Here is a 16,518-nt window from a genome sequence, read left to right as displayed (position 1 = left end):
CCGGATCGCATCGAAGTGACGACCCAGGCTCTCTAGCTGCTCACAATAGGAGGGCTTCATGAGACACACGTTACGGGTGACCACTGACATTCGAGGCCCCAGATCGGCACTCGCCAGCGCCCTGTGGATAACTTGATCACACCCGCATTGTGGAGGAGCAGAGCAACGCGCCCTGGGCCCGCTGCGGGCATCCGCTCCTGGGCCGGCGGCACGCATCCGTCGTCACGTAGACGCGGCAATTTTTCGGTAAACGCCTGGTGCGGCGCCTGCCGAAGCGGCGTGTCGGGAGAATCTCCGCAGTTAGCGAATTCGACCGCGACGGATGCCCGGCGAACCTCCGGACGTCGGCGCACCGGGTCTCGACAAGCTCGACCACCGAGGCGGCTCGACTACCGGGTTTCGACAGGCTCGACCACCGAGACCAGACCGAAACCGAGAGAAATGCCCGATGGGTCCATAATGACTCGGCGGAGCGTTGAATAGTCGCACCCCAGACCTGTCCGAGCAAGGAGTCGTCGTCCCAACGCATCGCCTGCGCGGAAAAGGTGAACCGGTAGCCCCAGGCCTGGCAGGTGCGGCCCGCGGGCTACGGCCTGCGCGGATCCCGGCCGGTCAGGGCGAGCAGCCTTGTCTGCAGCGGCGCGTTCTCGTCGGATGGTACCGGGGTGGCGAAGAGTCCGCTGGCCTCGAGGGTGTCCCGCTGGGGCTCGAACACCGTCCAGACCGCCTCGATCAAGGCCGGGTCGAGGGACTCGTCGGCGGCCGTTGCCCGCGCCAGGTCCCAGGAATGGATCGTGACATCGGAGACCTGCTCGCGCAGGTAGTCGGATGCCGTCACCGTGTCATACGACAGGGTCACCGGTGCGTCGGCCGGGGTCGTTGCCCAGGCTGCGGCCGCCAGCGCCGAATAGATGGCCCATTCCTTCGCGAGGTCCGGGCCCAGCGGGGTGAGTGAGCGCCGGGCGTCGAGCACCGTGAGGCCGCGCAGCAGCGCGGGGACCCACTGCTGTTCCAACACCACGTGGCGCACCAACTCGGTCACGGTCCACTCGGTGTCCGGTGTGGCGGCGGCCCAGTCGGTGATCAGGTCGACGCGGGCCCCGAACTCCTCGGCGGCCCGTTTCTGCAGCGCAAGCCAGTCATATGTCATGGGACTCCCTTGGTAGAACGGGTGGAACGGTGGAACGGATGCCCCTGCAACGCTACAACCGGCATCCGTCGCCCTGCATTCCGTCGCCCTGCATTCCATCACCGTGCATTCCGCCCGGGCGCTGTTCACGTTCTCCCGTCGCGGAATCGGTCGCGGCCTGTCGCCGGTCCGGGTTAGGGTCTCTCCAGGAGTTGAAGGACCATGAGCAGGCAGGACGCATGAGCAGGCAGGACGGCAGCGATCGCACGGTCTCGACCGACGCGGTAGACGACAGCGCCGCGACCCTGCTCCACATCGACCTGGACGCGTTCTTCGCGTCAGTCGAACTGCTCGATCACCCCGAACTGGTGCACCGCCCGGTGATCGTGGGGCACCGGTCCGGGCGCTCGGTGGTCACGGCGGCGAACTACGTGGCCCGGCGCTACGGCGTAAATTCGGCCATGCCTATGGCGCTCGCCCTTCGGCGCTGCCCGGAGGCTGTGGTGCTCGAACCGCACATGGGCCGGTACAGGGAATACTCCGACCGGGTGATGCGCATCTTTGAAGAGTTCACGCCGCTGGTCGAGCAGCTGGGCATCGACGAGGCCTTCCTCGACGTGGCGGGTGCCCGTCGCCTGCACGGCACCCCGGCCGAGATCGGCGCGAAAATCCGGGCCCGGGTCAAGGCCGAAACCGGGCTCACCTGCTCGGTCGGTGCGGCGAGCACGAAGTTCGTCGCCAAGATGGCGTCGGGCCGGGCGAAACCCGACGGCCTGCTCGTGATTCCCGCCGAAGAGACCCTCGCATTCCTGCATCCGTTGCCCGTCGGCACCTTGTGGGGGGTCGGCGCCACGACCGAACAGGCGCTGCTCGGGCAGGGCCTGCGTGAGATCGGTGACCTCGCCCGCACCCCGCTCGCGGTGCTGCAGAAGTGCGTGGGCGACGCGTCGGGCCGCAAGCTGCACGAGCTGGCCTGGGGGAGGGACCCTCGGGTGGTCACGGTGGAGCACGCGGAGAAAAGCGTCGGCCACGAGGTCACCTTCGAATACGACGTGACGGATGTCGCCCGACTCCGGAGCGAACTGCTGCGGCAGTCCGTTGCGGTGGCTGCCCGGCTGCGCCGCGCGGGCCTCGTGGGCCGCTGCGTGGTGCTCAAGGTGCGCTACACAGACTTCAGCACCGTCACCCGTTCCCGCACCCTGTCGGAACCGACCAGCGTCGGACGCCGGATCTACGAGGAGGTGGCTGCCAGCTTCGAGGCTCTGGCGGTCTCCGGCATCCGGGTGCGCCTCATCGGCGTGCGCGTTGAGCAGCTCAGCGATGGCGACGGCACTGGCGCCGGCCTCTGGGACCCCGACGACGACTGGCGGGGAGCCGAACGGGCCGTGGACTCGGTCACCGCACGGTTCGGGCGCGGCACGGTGCGCCCGGCGTCGCTACTGTATCCGGACACACCCTGACCAGGCCCCCACTGACCAGGCCCCCACTGATCAGGCAACCGCAAACCAGACAGGGAGTAGCCTGAATCCATGACTAGCCTTCCAGAGAAGCTCGCAGATATCTCTCGTACCGCCGGCGTCAGGTCGGCCTACGGTGATCCGGTCCAGGTGGACGGCGTCACCCTGATTCCCGTTGCTCTCGTGTACTACGGCTTCGGCGGTGGCGAGGGTGACTCCGCCGCCACCGGCAGCGGGTCCGGCGGCGGGGGCGGCGGGGCATCCCTGCCGATCGGCGCCTACGTCAAATCGGGCACGACGGTGCGCTTCGAGCCCAACGTCATCTCGTTGCTCGCGGTCGGCATTCCGTTCCTCTGGGTGGCCGGCAAGGCGATCTCCCGCGTCGTCCGCGCCCTCAAACGCTAGCAGCGAAGGTGCCCAGCCGCCCGGTCGCCCAGCCACCCCGGCTGAGGATGTCGGGCTGCTGATTGCGCTTCGACGCGGTGGATGAATGTGCGCTCTCACCGCCGCGTCCTTCGAGTCCGAGGATCTGCGGCACATCCGTCCCGAACGAATTCGACGGCGATTGTGCCCTGAACAGTGCGCAGGGGTTGGGGCTCGAAAACGGGTGTTGACCGAAGAATCTCCGTCGAATTGGTGCGGCGCCGGGCACGCCGTTCCGCCTGTGACGGCCAGCATTTACTCCAACTGAGGGAGTCGGGCGGCTGGCTGCGCTCCGGCCCTGTCAGTGCCCGCCGAACCGCTCGTCGCGAGCCGGATCGGTCTCGAACACGTCGGGGACGCCGTCGTTGTCGGCGTCGAGCGCCTCCTTGTCGGCGATGCGCCCGTAGTGCCGGTTGCGGCTGCGCAGCACCACCGTCGCCAGTAGTGCCGCCAGCAGCGACCCGGTCAGGATAGCTACCTTGGCGTGGTCGTCGTGCGGGCTACCCTGCCCGAAAGCCAGCTCGCTGATCAGCAGCGACACCGTGAAGCCGACACCGGCGAGCATGGCGACGCCGATCACATCCACCCAGGCCAGGTCCGGGTCGAGGGCGCCCCGGGTGGTCTTGGTGACCAGCCAGGTGGCGAGCATGATGCCTGCTGGCTTGCCCACCACCAGGGCGACGACGATTCCGATCGCGACCGGGTCGGTGAGGGCTGTGGTCAGGCCCGACACGCCGCCGATCGTGACCCCGGCGGAGAAGAACGCGAACACCGGCACGGCGAAACCGGCCGAGAGCGGGCGCATGCGGTGCTCGAGGTTCTGCGCCAGGCCCGGGCCGGCGTCGGGTCCGCCGCCACGTCGGCTGCGCAGCACGGGCACGGCGAAGCCGAGCAGCACTCCGGCCACCGTGGCGTGGATGCCGGAGCCGTGCACGAGAACCCAGGTGGCGATGCCGAGCGGCAGCAGAACGGCGCCCGCGGCCCACGTGGTGGTGCCGAACAGGTAGGAGTACTTACGCGCCAGAAAGGCGAAGAGGCCCAGCGGCACGATGGCGAGCAGCAACAGAACAGGCTGGAGGTCGCCGGAATAGAAGAAGGCGATGATGGCGATGGCGAGCAGGTCGTCGACCACGGCCAGGGTCAGCAGGAAGATGCGCAGGGCGCTGGGCAGTTTGGAGCCGATCACGGCGAGCACGGCCACGGCGAAGGCGATGTCGGTGGCGGTGGGGATGGCCCAGCCTCGTAACATTTCCGGCCCCGAGCTGAACGCGATTGCGGTGAAGATCACAGCCGGCACGATGACGCCGCCGACGGCCGCGGCGACCGGGACGACCGCGCGGCTGAAGGTGCGCAGATCGCCGGCGACGAACTCACGTTTGAGTTCGAGGCCGGCAATGAAGAAGAAGATCGCCAGGAGTCCGTCGGCGGCCCACGCGCCGAGGCTCAGATTGAGGTGCCACGGCTCGTAGCCGATCTTAAAGTCCCGCACGGAGAAGTAGAAATCGGAGGCCCCGGTGTTGGCCAGGATCAGCGCGAGAACCGTCGCCACCAGCAGGAGAGCGCCGCCCACGGTCTCTTTGCGCAGGATCGTCGAGACGTGCAAATACTCGGGATAGCTGCTGCGGCGAAAGACGTTCAGTCTCGGGGTGGGCGGAAGTGGTGGTGGTTTCGGCATGGACAGGCCTCAGTCAATCGGGATTTTGTGGCACACGAACAAAGCTGTCGACCAGACTTCCCGACTCACCACTTCGAGCGTACCGCGTTCGGGCGCTCATCGCCGCCCGCGTCAGCTACGCCACCAGCGGCCCAGCCGCTGGCGGGAGCCCGGCCCTTCCCGCCAGCTCCGGGGGATATGCCAGGGACCGCGCACGGGTAGCCCGCGTCGCATCCGTCGTCGCCGCAAAATGAAGTGGCGCAGCAACAGCAGCAACAGCCCGGCGAGGATGAGGGGAACGGTGAACGTCATTCGCGCCCGACAGTGATTCGGGGGCGAGGCGAGGACTCCATCCCGCGAGTCTAGGCCGAGGTCTATACTGAATTCGAACACGGGAGTCCGGTCAACCGGGCTGAGAGGAAGCTTCTGAAGCTTCGACCGTCGAACCTGATCTGGATCATGCCAGCGCAGGGAGGCAGATTATCTCGTTCCCGTGCCCTGGAACCATCTACGGAAAGGGCACGACCAGTGCACGCTACAACAACCCTTCTCACCCCCACCACATCCCACCAGCCGCGTAACTTCCGGTGGCGGGTCGTCGACATCGTCATCGCCAGTGTCATCGGCGTGGCCAGCGGGCTCATCTTCGTCGTCTGGAACCAGGCGTACAACCCGCTCAGCGGCCTGCTCACCCCGCTGCTGCCGGGCCTGCAGGCGCTCCTGGGCGGCGGATGGCTGTTCGCCGGCGTGCTCGGCGGCCTCATCATCCGCAAACCCGGCGCCGCGCTCTACACCGAGCTGCTGGCGGCGGTCGTGTCGACTCTGGTCGGCGGCACCGCCTGGGGAGCCACCATCCTGGTCTCCGGCCTGGTGCAGGGTCTCGGCGCGGAGCTGGTCTTCGCGCTGTTCTTCTACGCCAACTACCGCCTCGTCGTGGCCCTGCTCGCCGGCGCGGGTGCCGGCCTTGCCCTCGCCGTCAACGACCTGTTGCTCTGGTACCCCGGATCGGCCGTTCCCTTCATCACCATCTACACCGCCTCCTCGATCGTCTCCGGCATTGTCGTGGCCGGACTGCTGTCCTGGCTGGCCATGCGTGGCCTCGCCCGCACCGGGGCACTGTCGCGGTTCGCCGCCGGGCGATCGAACCGCACCCAGGTCTAGGGGGACGGCGATGACACCGGCAGCAGCGGCATCCGTCTCGGGAGCGTCCGTCGTGGCCCGCGGCTGGGGATGGCGGCATGCCGGGCGGCGGGGCTGGGCCGTCAACGGCCTCGACCTGAGAATCGAGCCGGGCGAGCGCGTGCTGCTGCTCGGCGCCTCCGGGGCCGGCAAATCCACTCTGCTGCACGCCCTCGCCGGGGTTCTCGGCGGCGACGAGGAGGGCGAGCAGCGCGGTCAGCTGCTTGTGAACGGCGCCGAGCCGACCGCAGCGCGCGGCCAGGCCGGGCTGCTGCTGCAGGACCCTGACTCCCAGGTGATCCTGGCGCGGGTGGGCGACGACGTCGCCTTCGGCTGCGAGAACCTGGGGGTGCCCCGCGAAGAGATCTGGCGCCGGGTGAGCGACGCCCTGGACATGGTCGGCCTGAACCTGCCGCTCAGCCATCCGACGTCGTCGCTGTCGGGTGGACAGAAGCAGCGCCTCGCCCTCGCTGGGGTGCTGGCGATGCGGCCGGGGCTGCTGCTGCTCGACGAACCCACAGCGAATCTCGACCCTGGAGGCGTGCTGGATGTGCGCGATTCCGTTGCCCGCGTGCTCGAGAGCTCCGCGGCGACGTTCATCGTGATCGAACATCGGGTCGCCGTCTGGCAGAACCTTGTGAACCGGGTGATCGTGCTCGACGCGGCCGGGGGAGTGCTGGCCGACGGCCATCCCGACGACGTGCTGACCAGGCAGGGGGAACGGCTCGCGGCCGCGGGTGTCTGGGTGCCCGGGCGGGGCAACGGCCTGACTGCATCGCGGCGCGAGACCAGCTCGGCGTCGGCGCCCGGCTCGGTCCCTCTGCTCCGCACGCCCGGCCTCGCGGTCGCGCGCACGCGCGCCGACGTGCTCGCCCGGGACATCGACCTCACGGTGCACGCCGGCACCGCTCTGGCAGTCACCGGACCGAACGGCGCCGGCAAATCGACCCTGATGCTCACCCTCGCCGGCCTGCTGAAACCGGCCGGGGGAGCGGTTCTCGCGAGCCCGGAGCTCGCCGGCGGGGCCGACGAGGAACCGATCCGCTGGAAGTCCCGCCAGCTGCTCACCCGCATCGGCACCGTGTTCCAGAGCCCGGAGCACCAGTTCGTGGCCGCCACCGTGCGGGCCGAACTCGCCGTGGGGCCGCGCGCCCTCAAACGGCCGGAGGCGAACATCAATGCCCGGGTCGACGAGGTGCTGCAGCGCCTGCGCCTGGACCACCTGGCCGAGGCGAACCCGTTCACCCTCTCCGGCGGAGAGAAACGTCGGCTGTCGGTGGGCACCGTGCTGGCCACCCAGCCACGACTGCTCATGCTCGACGAGCCCACCTTCGGCCAGGACCTGCGCACCTGGCGGGAGATCGTGGCCCTGCTCGACGAACTCCTGCGGGAGGGCACCGCGGTGGTCGCCGTCTCGCACGACACCGACTTCGTGGTCGCCCTGGCTGACCGGGAGTACCATCTGGCCGGGCGGGCCGGCCGCAGCGTCACGCCGCGGGCGGCGGTGTCCCGGTGAGCGTGCTGACGCCTGCCCGGGGAACCCAGGCCATCTTCCGGATCAACCCGGTCGCGAAGCTGGCCGCCGCGCTGCTGCTGGCGGGCGTGCTCATCCTCACCATCGACTGGGTCTCCGCAGTCGTCGCCCTCGCCTGCGAGTTCGTGCTCTTCTTCTGGGCCGGGCTGTCCCTGAAGGCCTTCGCGGTGCGCACCCTGCCGGTCTGGATCGCCGCCCCCACCGCCGGCGTCACCACCCTGCTCTACGGGCAGGCGGCCGGGGCGGTCTATTGGTCTTTCGGGCTGGTGAACGTGACCGAGGGATCACTCGAGCTGGCCATCGCCACGACCCTGCGCATCCTCGCCATCGGACTGCCGTCGGTCGTGCTCTTCGTGACCGTCGACCCCACCGACCTGGCCGACGGCCTCGGCCAAGTCGTGAAACTGCCGGCCCGCTTCGTGCTTGGCGGTCTGGCCGGGCTGCGCCTGGTCGGCCTGTTCCTCGAGGACTGGCGCGCCCTCGAACTGGCCCGGCGGGCCCGCGGCATCGCGGACCGCGGCGTCCTGCGCCGGCTGCTCAGCCAGGCCTTCGCCCTGCTGGTGCTGTCGATCCGGCGCGGCAGCAAACTCGCGACGGCGATGGAGGCCCGCGGGTTCGGCGCCTCGGTGCGGCGCACCTGGGCCCGCCCTTCCAGCTTCCGGGGGCGCGAGGTGGCCCTGGTCGGCATCGGTCTGGCCGTGGCCCTGCTCTCGGTGAGCGTCTCCGTGGCGACGGGAAGCTGGAACTTTGTCCTCACCTGATCTGCCCACGGCCGCCCTCGAACCGGCCGCCCCCGATCCGGTCGGTGACCGACGGATGCTGCTGGCCCCCGTGCTCCGCGACCTTGCCGCCGCCGGGGTGGCGCCCGTCGTTCTCATCGACGGGCCGAGCGGCGCCGGCAAGAGCACCCTCGCCGACGCGCTCGTCGTCGCCTGGCCGGGACCGCTCCGGCCCACCCTGGTGCGGCTGGACGACATCTACCCCGGCTGGCAGGGGCTGGACGCCGCCGTCACGCACCTGCGCGAACAGGTGCTCGCCCCGAGAAGACTGGGCCGGCCCGCCGCCTGGCGGCGCTATGACTGGGAGCGGCGCGAGTTGGCAGAATGGCACCCGGTCGACCCGGCCCGCCCGCTGATCGTGGAGGGCTGCGGAACCCTGGCGGCCGCCCACGCGCCACTCAGCGACATCCGGGTCTGGCTGGCCGCCGACGACCGCATCCGCAAGCAGCGGGCCCTCGCCCGGGACGGCGAACTGTTCCGGTCGCACTGGGACCAGTGGGAAGCGGGCTGGGACGCTTACCGAGAGCGGGAGGCGCCCGAGCGGCAGGCGACGATCCGGCTGGCCGGGACCCCGGACATCCGTCGCCCGTAAGTCGGTGCCCGGGACTAGGTTGGAGGTATGGCTGATCAAGGTGCTGAAAATGTCGTTTACACCGCGGAATTCATTGACGGTCCCCTCGCGGGCCAGGTCGACACCCGGGTGCTGATCCAGGGCAAACATGACGTCCGGGTCAGCATGATGGCCGCCGTCGAGGGGGTCGAAACGCTGTTCTGGTACGACGAGGAGGACGTGCGCGATGTGCAGGGCCGCGTGCACGTGCGCTACCGGTTCGACGCGGGCGAGAGCGACCCGTTCCTGCCGACCGGCGAGCGCGAGTAGCCGCTGACCAGAAATCCGTTGACCAGTAGCCGGCGGCCGGTCGCGGCAGTCTTTCGCAGCTAGCGGTCCACGGCGATCAGCGCCGAGATCATCGGCACGGGGTGCAGGAGCCGCCAACCGAGGCCCGGCGCGCTGATCGTGCGGTCGAGCACCAGCGTCGACGTCACCTCGGTGCCCCCGGTCTCCACCGTGACCCGGCCGACGGTCTTGCCCGCCCGGCCGGTCGACACCGTCTCCAGGATCACCTCCGCGTCGCCCGGCGCCTGGGCCAGCCAGCCGTACGTCGTCGTGGCCGTGCGCACGGTTCCGGAGGCCTCGGCCCCCCACGGTGTGCTGAACTCCACGTAGGCGTCACCCTGGGCGAGGGTTGGCAGCTCGCGTACCCCGGCGCGGGCGCTCTCCATCAGGACGGTGACGTCACTGGTCAGGGTGTCGTAATCGGGTTCGCCGAGCAGGGCACCGGCAAAGGTGTAGGTCGAGTCCGGGCCCTGCACCTGACCGGTGAAGAGAAAACAGACGCCCGCCCCGTCCGTGTAGCTGCGGGTGATGCCGGTGACGCCCTCCTCGGCCAGGAACGCCGTGGTGTTGTCCACGCCGCGCTGGCCCACCAGGGCGGAGGCCGGCTGGGAGAGGATGGCACCGATCACCGGGTCGGCGGCGGCCAGGCCGGCCAGCCGGGCAAGGTCGGTGGCCGTTCCGACGCTTCCGTCGTTGAGCCCGGTGGCGTCGGCGACACGAGTGCCGTCGAGGCCCTGCTTGCCCAGCCAGGCGTTGGCGGCGGCGCTGTAGGCGTCGAGGGAGCCGAAGGCCCAACGCGCCAGCGTGTCGGCGTGATTGTTGCTGGAGCCGAGGATCATCGCCTGGAGCAGCTCGGTCTCGGTCCACAGTTCGCCCGGGAAGACCACGACGGTGCGAGCTCCGGAATTGCCGTAGTCGATGTAGTCCTGGTAATCCGCGGCCGTGATCGGGATCTGAGGCCCCGTCTCACCAAGGGTCAGCGGTTTCGCGTCGAGCACGACCAGGGCGGTCACGATCTTCGTCGCCGCGGCCATCGGCAGCGGTTCGGCCGTGCCGGCCACGGCGAGAGGCAGGGTGGTGGCGAGAGCGTCGGCGTCCAGCGCCGTCGTCTCCGGGAAGGCCGGATCGGGTGTGACCGTGGCCAGGCCGATGACGGCGCTGCCGCCGGTGGCCGGCAGCGCGGGCGGGAACGGAACCGACTCGCCGGCCGCCGGCGTGACCAGCGTGGCGGTGGCCTCAGGCAACGGCCCCAGTAGGGTGGCCGGCCCGTAGACGCCGACGGACAGGATGACGAGGGCGCCGACCGTGGCGCCGATGACGCGGGCAGGCCGGGATCTACTCATGACGCAAGGCTAACGGTGGTTGGTCATCCCCAGCCGAGGTCGTGCAGCCTGTCGTCGTCGATGCCGTAGAAATGGGCGATCTCATGCACCAGAGTGATGTGCACCTGGTCGCGCAACTCCTCGAGATCCGCGCAGAGCTCCAGCAACGGCTCCCGGTAGAGCACGATCCGGTCCGGCATCTCACCGAAGCCGTACTGCCCGCGCTCGGTCAGGGCAACCCCGTCATAGAGCCCGAGGGTGTCCATCGTGCCGTCTTCGGGTCGGTCCTCGACCACGAAGATCACGTTGTCCAGGCCGTCGACCATGTCGTCGGGCAGGAGGTCGAGCTCGTCGACGACGAGACGCTCGAACTCCTCGTGAGTCAGCTGCGGCATCCGTTCAGCCTCTCACATTCGTTCAGCCTCTCAGGGAGCCGGTCAGCCGTTGATCGTGATGGTGCTCAGGCCGCCGTCGGTGACGCCCCAGGTCTTGAGGATCTCGCCGTAGGAGCCGTCGTCGACCATGGACTGCAGGGCAGCCTGCACGGCCGCTGCCATCCCGGAGTTCTTCGCCACGGCCATGCCGTAAGGTGACTCGTCGAAGGAGGTGCCGGCCTTCTGCAGCTTGCCCGCGGTCTGCTGGATCGCGTAGAGGGTGACCGGGGAGTCTGCGCTGAAGGCATCGGCCTGGCCGAGCACAGTGGCGTTCGTGGCTAGGTCCTGGGTGTCGAACTTGAGCTTGTCGATCGGGGGCTTTCCGGCGGCGACGCAGGCGGCGCTCTTGGCCGGGATTTCGTCGGTGTCCTCGTAGGTGGTGGACTGCACGGCGATCTTCAGGCCGCAGGCGTCGTCGGGGTCGACGGTGGTGCCGGTGGCGGAGGCCCACTGGATGCCGGCCGTGTAGTAGTTGACGAAGTCGACCTGCTCCTGGCGCTTCAGGTTGACGGTGAAGGACGAGTTTCCCAGGTCCATCTCGCCGCCGATGATGCTCGGGATGATGGTGTCGAAATTCGCGACCTTGTAGTCGGCGGTCAGACCCAACTTCGCGGCAACCGCGGCGCCGAGTTCGACTCCCCAGCCGATCGGGTTGCCGGAATCGTCCTTGAACTCGTTGGGGGAGTAATTCGGGCTCGTTCCGATCACGAGCGTGTCGGAGGCGCGGACCTTCTCCGGGAGCAGCGCCGAGGCGGCGGCATCTTCGGTCACGGTCTTGGCGGGCGCGGTGGCGTCGGCTCCGGGAACCGGCACAGTGTTGTCGACGCAGCCGGTGAGCAGGAGGGCGGCCACCGCAGCGACGGCGGGGAGGGCGAAACGAGCACGCATGGAGAGATCCCTTTCAGCTGTCCCGGACGCCGTTGGACCGCGGGGAGGCCGAGGCGAGGACACCATTTCGGTGCGGCGTTTCGATGCCGGAAATGCGAACGCGCGGCCGAATCCGAGGGCCCGGTCGCGCGTTCGATGAACTGTTTCTGCGTGTTTCAATTGGGGTGAGTAACGGGGCTTGAACCCGCGGCCTTCCGGACCACAACCGGATGCTCTACCAGCTGAGCTATACCCACCATGCGCTGCTTTCTCACAGAGAAGGCAACTTGACAAGTGTATTACATGTTCGCAGCGAAAATGTTCACGGCTGCGGCCGCGCTGTTCTTCGCCTGTTGGCTGGACGGCCCGGGGTCGGCCACGAACACGGTTTGGCGGTAGTACGCCAGTTCGCGGATGGATTCGAGGATGTCAGCCAGGGCGCGGTGTCCGCCGTCTTTCGCGGGGGCGTTGAAGTAAACCCGCGGGTACCAGCGGCGTGCGAGTTCCTTGATCGAGGACACGTCGACGTTGCGGTAGTGCAGCTGGGCGTCGAGGCGAGGCATAAATTTCATCAGGAAGGCCCGGTCGGTGCCGATGGAATTTCCCGCCAGCGGAGCCCTCTGCTCGGCCGGGATGAACTGCAGTACGTATTCCAGCACCAGGGTCTCGGCCTCGGCGGCGCTGATTCCGTTCGGGATCTCGTTGATCAGCCCGCTGGTCTCGTGCATGTTGCGCACGAAGTCGTTCATGTTCTCCAGCGACGCCTGATTCGGCTTGATGATGAGGTCGAGTCCCGGGTCGATGATGTTCAGGTCGTAATCGGTGATCACTACAGCGATCTCCACCAACTCGTCGGAATCAATGTCCAAACCGGTCATCTCGCAGTCAATCCAAACCAACCGGTCACTACTTTTTTTCATGTGTCGAGTCTAACGGCGGACGCCGACCGGCCCTGTTGCGCTGATCCCGGCAGCGGTGCGACTGAGACGTGCGCTCCGTAGACTACCTCGCATGGAATTGACGTACTTCTCCTCCGCCTTCTGTGAGCCCTGCATGCAGACCCGGGCAGTCCTGGCCGAGGTCGAACGCCTCGTGCCCCAGGCGACCGTGCGTGAGCTCGACGTGGTGCGGGACGTCGCGGAAGCCGAGGCCGACGGCATCCGGATCACCCCCACGGTTATCATCCGGGACGCGGCCGGGATCGAGGTCTTCCGGGCCACGGGTGTGCCGACACTCGCCCAGGTGCTCGTGGCGGCCGCGAAGGCCCTTTGAGCGCCGGCGGGCCGGGTCTGCGGTATCGTTGATCGTTCTTCGCCCCCGTAGCTCAGTGGATAGAGCAGCGGCCTTCTAATCCGCTTGTCGTAGGTTCGATTCCTACCGGGGGCACCACGAACGTAGTCTGATCAGGGTTTCTTGTCCTCACTGAAAGGGCAAGACTTGATGCACTCAACGCTTATTCCACTGTGCCCGCCCGTTAGGGGCGCTCGGAGAGATGGTACGCGACCCAGTTCGATTGACCTGGTGTGGCCTTGGTCACCTACGAGTTATGAATGCTGAAAGTCTCTTGGGGCTCGGCCTCGAGCCCGTACTCACGACGAGTGAGCTCGCCGAGTATCTCGGCGTGCACGTGCAGGCCATCTACGACCTGCGCACCGACGGCCGCGGCCCATCCGGTATTCGAGTCGGACGGGAGATCCGCTACCGTGTCTCCGATGTTCTCCGTTGGCTGGACGGACTCCACGAGCCCGTTCCGTCCTTGACTGGTCGCGGGGGCGAGCGCTGATGGCCGGCCGGCCACGACTTCCGATCAGTACGTTCGGCGCGATCAAGGCGACCGAGGTCGGTGTAGGGCGTTTCCGGGCGACGGCTCGCTTCCGCGACTGGGACGGTCAGTCGAGGCAAGTCACCGCGACCGGTTCGAGTCGCAACGCGGCGAAGACCGCGCTCAAGGTCGAGCTGGCCGCACGGATGAGCGCCGCCAACGTCGGCGACACAGTGAACGCGGGCTCGCCGTTCAGGATGCTGGCCGAGGCCTGGCTGGAGGACCTGGGGCTCGACGTCGACCGCGCGAACGGCACCAAAGCCGTCTACGAGTATGAGCTGCGCGGGCTCGTGCTTCCCTTCTTCGAGCACTTCACGGTTCGCGAGGTGACCGTCGGTCGCATCGAGCTTTTCCTGAAGGTGCAGCGCGCGATCTCTTACACGCGAGCCAGGCACTCCCGAACGATCCTCAGCATGGTGCTGGGGTTTGCGGTGCGGCGGGGGATCATCCCGCGCAATCCCGTGAAGGAGACCTCACGGATGAAGAAGCCCCAGCACACCCCGAAAGCGCTCACGGCGGATCAGATATCCGCAATCCGTCTCGCTGCCCGCGACTGGCGCATGGGGGAGGGCCGGATGGGGCCGAAGCCGGACGGCCAGGTGCAGGACCTCATCGAGGTGATGCTCGGCACGGCAACGCGGATCGGCGAGGCACTTGCGCTTCGAAAGTGCGACGTAGACATGACCGCCGATCCGCCCTGGGTGCACATCCGCGGAACGCTCGTCGTGCAAAGTGGCGTCGGCGTGCTCCGCCAGGCTCATCCCAAGACGCACGAGTCGAACCGGTCCGTCGCCGTGCCACAATTCGCGGCAGAGGTGATACGCCGACGTCTGACACTGATCGAGGCGGAAGACGGTGAACATCTGCTTTTCTTCGCGCGGAACCGCAAGCCACTCGCGCCGCACAACGTCAGGCGCACATTCCGCGAGATCCTCCGGAACGCTGGCCTCGACGGCATGGGGATCACCCCACACGCCTTTCGCCGGACGGGGGCGACGCTGCTCGCCAACGAACTCGGCATGCAGGCTGCGGCTGACGTGCTCGGACACACCTCGACGTCGACGACAAAGGCGCACTACGCGGAGCCCGACCGCGCAGTAAAACCCGAGCCGGCGACGGTGCTCCAGCAGCTGGCGCCGCCCGCGTAGACAACCTCGTGCGTGTGACCCCCGGTCATCGGGCTCAATGTCGGAAGAGTCAAACGGGCACCGCGGCAGTTTCGCGCGGTCCGAACGACGCACTTTCCGCATTTGACTGCGGAACTCATCAACCGACGTCGCCCCCTTGCTGCCGTTCCACATATGGAACGCTCAGCGGGCGACGGAATGCTTCTCGCTACTCGGCTCGTGTTCCCCAAAGATCGCTACCAACCTTCGGCAGCGCTCGGGGTCGGTGGTGAGACCATGGTCCAGGCCCCACAGCCAGTAGTCCACGCTGCGGTACAACACCCATTTCCATGCCCGTTCCCGGTCGAGTTGTGCCTCGCGGACGACGGTGTCGAAGTGGAACAGGACTTCAGTATCATCTGTCATCTCGTCCAGCCGAGTCCACAGGATCCGGGCAAGGTCGTATTCGATGTCGCCGCGAAGTAGTACGGGGTCCACGGCCAGCCATGGCTCTCGTGTTCCAGCGAGGACCTGGTCGAAGTGGAGGTCGGCGTTGACAGCGTCATCGTGCGGGGTTGAACTCAGGTCTTGGGCTGTTTTGAGGGTCTGCTGAAGGATCGCTCGGTCGAAAGGTTTGCCGAGCCGCTCCCATTCGGCCTTGAGCAAGCCGACGCGGGCTGCGACTACGTCTGCTGTGGATGCCGCGTCCGTCGTTTCGGCAGGAACGGCCAGTCTCCGCATCAGGCGTGCGATCACGGGCACTGCGTCTATCAAGGGAGCGCTGGAGAGGGTCTCTGTGGTGTCGAGGCGTTCCAGAAGCATTGCACCCGCGTCGGAATCGTGCTCGATCAACCGCACTGTTCCGCGTCCGTCCCAGAACCGGAGCGCATAGATCTCGAGCTGGAAACTGGGATGAGGCGGAGCCATTCGCAAAAGGAAGGGGACGCCGTGACGAGTCACCGGAACAGCGATCGCATTCGAGCCATGGAGCGCGCTGCCGTCCGGGCGCAGACTCCATTCAACGCACTGGTTGGCCAGTCGCTCCGAGAGAGAATCGAGCCATTTCGTCCCGTCGGTCCGCCAACGTGGCATCTCTCGAAAAGTCCGCGGAACTAAGATCTCGGGTGACTTCCATGCCGAATCGTTCATGCCCCGAGCGTAACCACTCGTGCCACGACCCTTGGGCGGGGCCTCTCCTCACGGGGAACCCTTTGCGGGGGACTTTGCACCCGCTACTTACCGGCAGCGGGCCCGTAACCTTCCGTGGGTTGGCTCGCCTCAAGAATGGCGCTCTTGCGCCGTCCCCAGCGGATGAAAAGCCCCAGAGCCACGACGACCCCAACCACAACGAGAACCTGAACTACCACCCAGAAGTTCCACCAAAAAAGAGCACTGAATTCCATGTCGACCACCCCTCGATTCGCGGACACCTGAGTGCCCTACTTAGCGCGAGCCTACGACCGCGTGGTCGTTCGGGGCAATACGCCGTCGATTACCTGGCCAGGAGGGAACATCCGGAGCAGCTCGCAAGACGAACCCTCAGCGGGAGATGTTTATTGTATCAGTGCGTCTGGTGCGAGGAAGGCGTCGTCGGATGTCTTGGGGATTGAACGAAATGCTTGCGATGGGATTGCGTCTACTCCGGGCCCGAAGTGCCGGCAACGACTCCATCGTGCTCGGTGGCCACGCCGGCTGTGCGACTAACGGCAGCTCTTTCGCAGGGTTCGTGGCCCGCGTCTGGCGGAAGCCGAGGACTCCGGAAGTATCTCATTCGCGCGGTGTCACCGGATGTTCTCTCCTGCTCCGGCCTGCCAGGGTGGTGATACTAATCACGATGGCAACGAGCCCACCCCCGATGAACCATCCCCATGAGTTGGGCTGACCGAGGGCAGCTCCGACCGCTGCGCCCGAAGT

The 16,518-nt window shown here is 67.5% G+C and carries 17 protein-coding genes, 2 tRNA genes and 1 riboswitch; of the genes, 11 read left to right on the top strand and 8 right to left on the bottom strand.

What is annotated here, in order from left to right:
• Positions 1-586: 586 nt before the first annotated feature.
• The gene (locus E3O62_RS06000) at positions 587-1,150 is read right to left on the bottom strand and encodes a TIGR03086 family metal-binding protein (protein ID WP_134397873.1); all 564 of its coding nucleotides are present in this window, start codon (positions 1,148-1,150) and stop codon (positions 587-589) included.
• Between the two features lie 218 nt (positions 1,151-1,368).
• Here E3O62_RS06000 and E3O62_RS05995 point away from each other — a divergent pair, with 218 nt between their 5' ends.
• A complete protein-coding gene (locus tag E3O62_RS05995; protein WP_134397872.1) occupies positions 1,369-2,589 on the top strand; it encodes a DNA polymerase IV in 1,221 nt (406 codons plus the stop codon).
• A gap of 69 nt (positions 2,590-2,658) precedes the next feature.
• On the top strand, positions 2,659-2,991 hold the full coding sequence (locus E3O62_RS05990) for a hypothetical protein (protein ID WP_134343105.1): 333 nt from the start codon (positions 2,659-2,661) through the stop codon (positions 2,989-2,991).
• A 319-nt stretch (positions 2,992-3,310) separates the two neighbouring features.
• Here the strand turns inward: E3O62_RS05990 and nhaA are convergent, their stop codons facing one another.
• Positions 3,311-4,684 carry a Na+/H+ antiporter NhaA gene (nhaA, locus tag E3O62_RS05985; RefSeq protein WP_134397871.1) on the bottom strand — a complete coding sequence of 458 codons (1,374 nt, stop codon included), beginning with the start codon at positions 4,682-4,684 and terminating at the stop codon, positions 3,311-3,313.
• 360 nt (positions 4,685-5,044) lie between these two features.
• Positions 5,045-5,154: riboswitch (TPP riboswitch) on the top strand.
• Positions 5,155-5,191: 37 nt separating this feature from the next.
• On the opposite strand from nhaA, the gene E3O62_RS05980 reads away from it, so the two are divergent.
• Genes E3O62_RS05980 through E3O62_RS05960 form a run of 5 tightly spaced genes read left to right on the top strand, consistent with a single transcriptional unit; the run spans position 5,192 to position 9,035 of the window.
• Positions 5,192-5,824, top strand: coding sequence for an ECF transporter S component (locus E3O62_RS05980; protein WP_134394808.1), 633 nt, complete (start codon positions 5,192-5,194; stop codon positions 5,822-5,824).
• 10 nt (positions 5,825-5,834) lie between these two features.
• On the top strand, positions 5,835-7,358 hold the full coding sequence (locus E3O62_RS05975; RefSeq protein WP_134397870.1) for an ABC transporter ATP-binding protein: 1,524 nt from the start codon (positions 5,835-5,837) through the stop codon (positions 7,356-7,358).
• On the top strand, positions 7,355-8,137 hold the full coding sequence (locus E3O62_RS05970) for an energy-coupling factor transporter transmembrane protein EcfT (RefSeq protein ID WP_134343107.1): 783 nt from the start codon (positions 7,355-7,357) through the stop codon (positions 8,135-8,137). Before E3O62_RS05975 ends, E3O62_RS05970 begins: the two co-directional genes overlap by 4 nt.
• Positions 8,124-8,747: an ATP-binding protein gene (locus tag E3O62_RS05965; RefSeq protein ID WP_241973344.1), complete on the top strand. Its 624-nt coding sequence runs from the start codon at positions 8,124-8,126 to the stop codon at positions 8,745-8,747. The genes E3O62_RS05970 and E3O62_RS05965 overlap by 14 nt, the downstream gene beginning before the upstream one ends.
• Before the next feature lie 27 nt (positions 8,748-8,774).
• Complete coding sequence (locus E3O62_RS05960) at positions 8,775-9,035, top strand: hypothetical protein (RefSeq protein WP_134397869.1); 261 nt, start codon at positions 8,775-8,777, stop codon at positions 9,033-9,035.
• Between the two features lie 59 nt (positions 9,036-9,094).
• On the opposite strand, the gene E3O62_RS05955 is transcribed toward E3O62_RS05960, so the two are convergent.
• The 5 genes from E3O62_RS05955 to orn all read right to left on the bottom strand — a co-directional run bounded on the left by E3O62_RS05955 (position 9,095) and on the right by orn (position 12,596).
• The gene (locus tag E3O62_RS05955) at positions 9,095-10,396 is read right to left on the bottom strand and encodes a D-alanyl-D-alanine carboxypeptidase family protein (protein WP_134397868.1); all 1,302 of its coding nucleotides are present in this window, start codon (positions 10,394-10,396) and stop codon (positions 9,095-9,097) included.
• Positions 10,397-10,419: 23 nt separating this feature from the next.
• Entirely contained in the window at positions 10,420-10,770 is a 351-nt protein-coding gene (locus E3O62_RS05950; RefSeq protein WP_104170257.1) for a metallopeptidase family protein, read from the bottom strand.
• A 42-nt stretch (positions 10,771-10,812) separates the two neighbouring features.
• On the bottom strand, positions 10,813-11,697 hold the full coding sequence (locus E3O62_RS05945) for an ABC transporter substrate-binding protein (RefSeq protein WP_166786427.1): 885 nt from the start codon (positions 11,695-11,697) through the stop codon (positions 10,813-10,815).
• A 160-nt stretch (positions 11,698-11,857) separates the two neighbouring features.
• Positions 11,858-11,933 (bottom strand) — tRNA-His (locus E3O62_RS05940).
• Positions 11,934-11,975: 42 nt separating this feature from the next.
• Entirely contained in the window at positions 11,976-12,596 is a 621-nt protein-coding gene (orn, locus tag E3O62_RS05935; protein WP_134394814.1) for an oligoribonuclease, read from the bottom strand.
• Between the two features lie 91 nt (positions 12,597-12,687).
• On the opposite strand from orn, the gene E3O62_RS05930 reads away from it, so the two are divergent.
• The 4 genes from E3O62_RS05930 to E3O62_RS05915 all read left to right on the top strand — a co-directional run bounded on the left by E3O62_RS05930 (position 12,688) and on the right by E3O62_RS05915 (position 14,646).
• A complete protein-coding gene (locus tag E3O62_RS05930) occupies positions 12,688-12,948 on the top strand; it encodes a thioredoxin family protein (protein ID WP_134397866.1) in 261 nt (86 codons plus the stop codon).
• 41 nt (positions 12,949-12,989) lie between these two features.
• Positions 12,990-13,065, top strand: a tRNA-Arg gene (locus E3O62_RS05925).
• A 157-nt stretch (positions 13,066-13,222) separates the two neighbouring features.
• Complete coding sequence (locus E3O62_RS05920) at positions 13,223-13,459, top strand: helix-turn-helix domain-containing protein (RefSeq protein ID WP_134397865.1); 237 nt, start codon at positions 13,223-13,225, stop codon at positions 13,457-13,459.
• Between the two features lie 185 nt (positions 13,460-13,644).
• Positions 13,645-14,646, top strand: coding sequence for a site-specific integrase (locus E3O62_RS05915; RefSeq protein ID WP_166786426.1), 1,002 nt, complete (start codon positions 13,645-13,647; stop codon positions 14,644-14,646).
• A gap of 162 nt (positions 14,647-14,808) precedes the next feature.
• Here E3O62_RS05915 and E3O62_RS05910 read toward each other — a convergent pair whose 3' ends face one another.
• Positions 14,809-15,753 (bottom strand): aminoglycoside phosphotransferase family protein, encoded by a 945-nt coding sequence (locus tag E3O62_RS05910; protein ID WP_134397863.1) that lies wholly within the window; start codon positions 15,751-15,753, stop codon positions 14,809-14,811.
• Positions 15,754-16,518 lie beyond the last annotated feature (765 nt).

Source organism: Cryobacterium sp. TMT2-15-1 (genome assembly GCF_004402345.1).
Taxonomy (GTDB): Bacteria; Actinomycetota; Actinomycetes; order Actinomycetales; family Microbacteriaceae; genus Cryobacterium; species Cryobacterium sandaracinum.
Note: the sequence above shows the minus strand (reverse complement) of the source record. Positions and strands in the feature narration are given on the sequence as shown.

Excerpts from the sequence above, each read along its gene's own strand:
- E3O62_RS06000 (WP_134397873.1), bottom strand. The coding sequence starts at position 1,150 with ATGACATATGACTGGCTTGCGCTGCAGAAACGGGCCGCCGAGGAGTTC.
- E3O62_RS05995 (WP_134397872.1), top strand. The coding sequence starts at position 1,369 with ATGAGCAGGCAGGACGGCAGCGATCGCACGGTCTCGACCGACGCGGTA.
- E3O62_RS05990 (WP_134343105.1), top strand. The coding sequence starts at position 2,659 with ATGACTAGCCTTCCAGAGAAGCTCGCAGATATCTCTCGTACCGCCGGC.
- nhaA (WP_134397871.1), bottom strand. The coding sequence starts at position 4,684 with ATGCCGAAACCACCACCACTTCCGCCCACCCCGAGACTGAACGTCTTT.
- E3O62_RS05975 (WP_134397870.1), top strand. The coding sequence starts at position 5,835 with ATGACACCGGCAGCAGCGGCATCCGTCTCGGGAGCGTCCGTCGTGGCC.
- E3O62_RS05960 (WP_134397869.1), top strand. The coding sequence starts at position 8,775 with ATGGCTGATCAAGGTGCTGAAAATGTCGTTTACACCGCGGAATTCATT.
- E3O62_RS05955 (WP_134397868.1), bottom strand. The coding sequence starts at position 10,396 with ATGAGTAGATCCCGGCCTGCCCGCGTCATCGGCGCCACGGTCGGCGCC.
- E3O62_RS05950 (WP_104170257.1), bottom strand. The coding sequence starts at position 10,770 with ATGCCGCAGCTGACTCACGAGGAGTTCGAGCGTCTCGTCGTCGACGAG.
- E3O62_RS05945 (WP_166786427.1), bottom strand. The coding sequence starts at position 11,697 with ATGCGTGCTCGTTTCGCCCTCCCCGCCGTCGCTGCGGTGGCCGCCCTC.
- orn (WP_134394814.1), bottom strand. The coding sequence starts at position 12,596 with ATGAAAAAAAGTAGTGACCGGTTGGTTTGGATTGACTGCGAGATGACC.
- E3O62_RS05930 (WP_134397866.1), top strand. The coding sequence starts at position 12,688 with ATGGAATTGACGTACTTCTCCTCCGCCTTCTGTGAGCCCTGCATGCAG.
- E3O62_RS05920 (WP_134397865.1), top strand. The coding sequence starts at position 13,223 with ATGAATGCTGAAAGTCTCTTGGGGCTCGGCCTCGAGCCCGTACTCACG.
- E3O62_RS05915 (WP_166786426.1), top strand. The coding sequence starts at position 13,645 with ATGAGCGCCGCCAACGTCGGCGACACAGTGAACGCGGGCTCGCCGTTC.
- E3O62_RS05910 (WP_134397863.1), bottom strand. The coding sequence starts at position 15,753 with ATGAACGATTCGGCATGGAAGTCACCCGAGATCTTAGTTCCGCGGACT.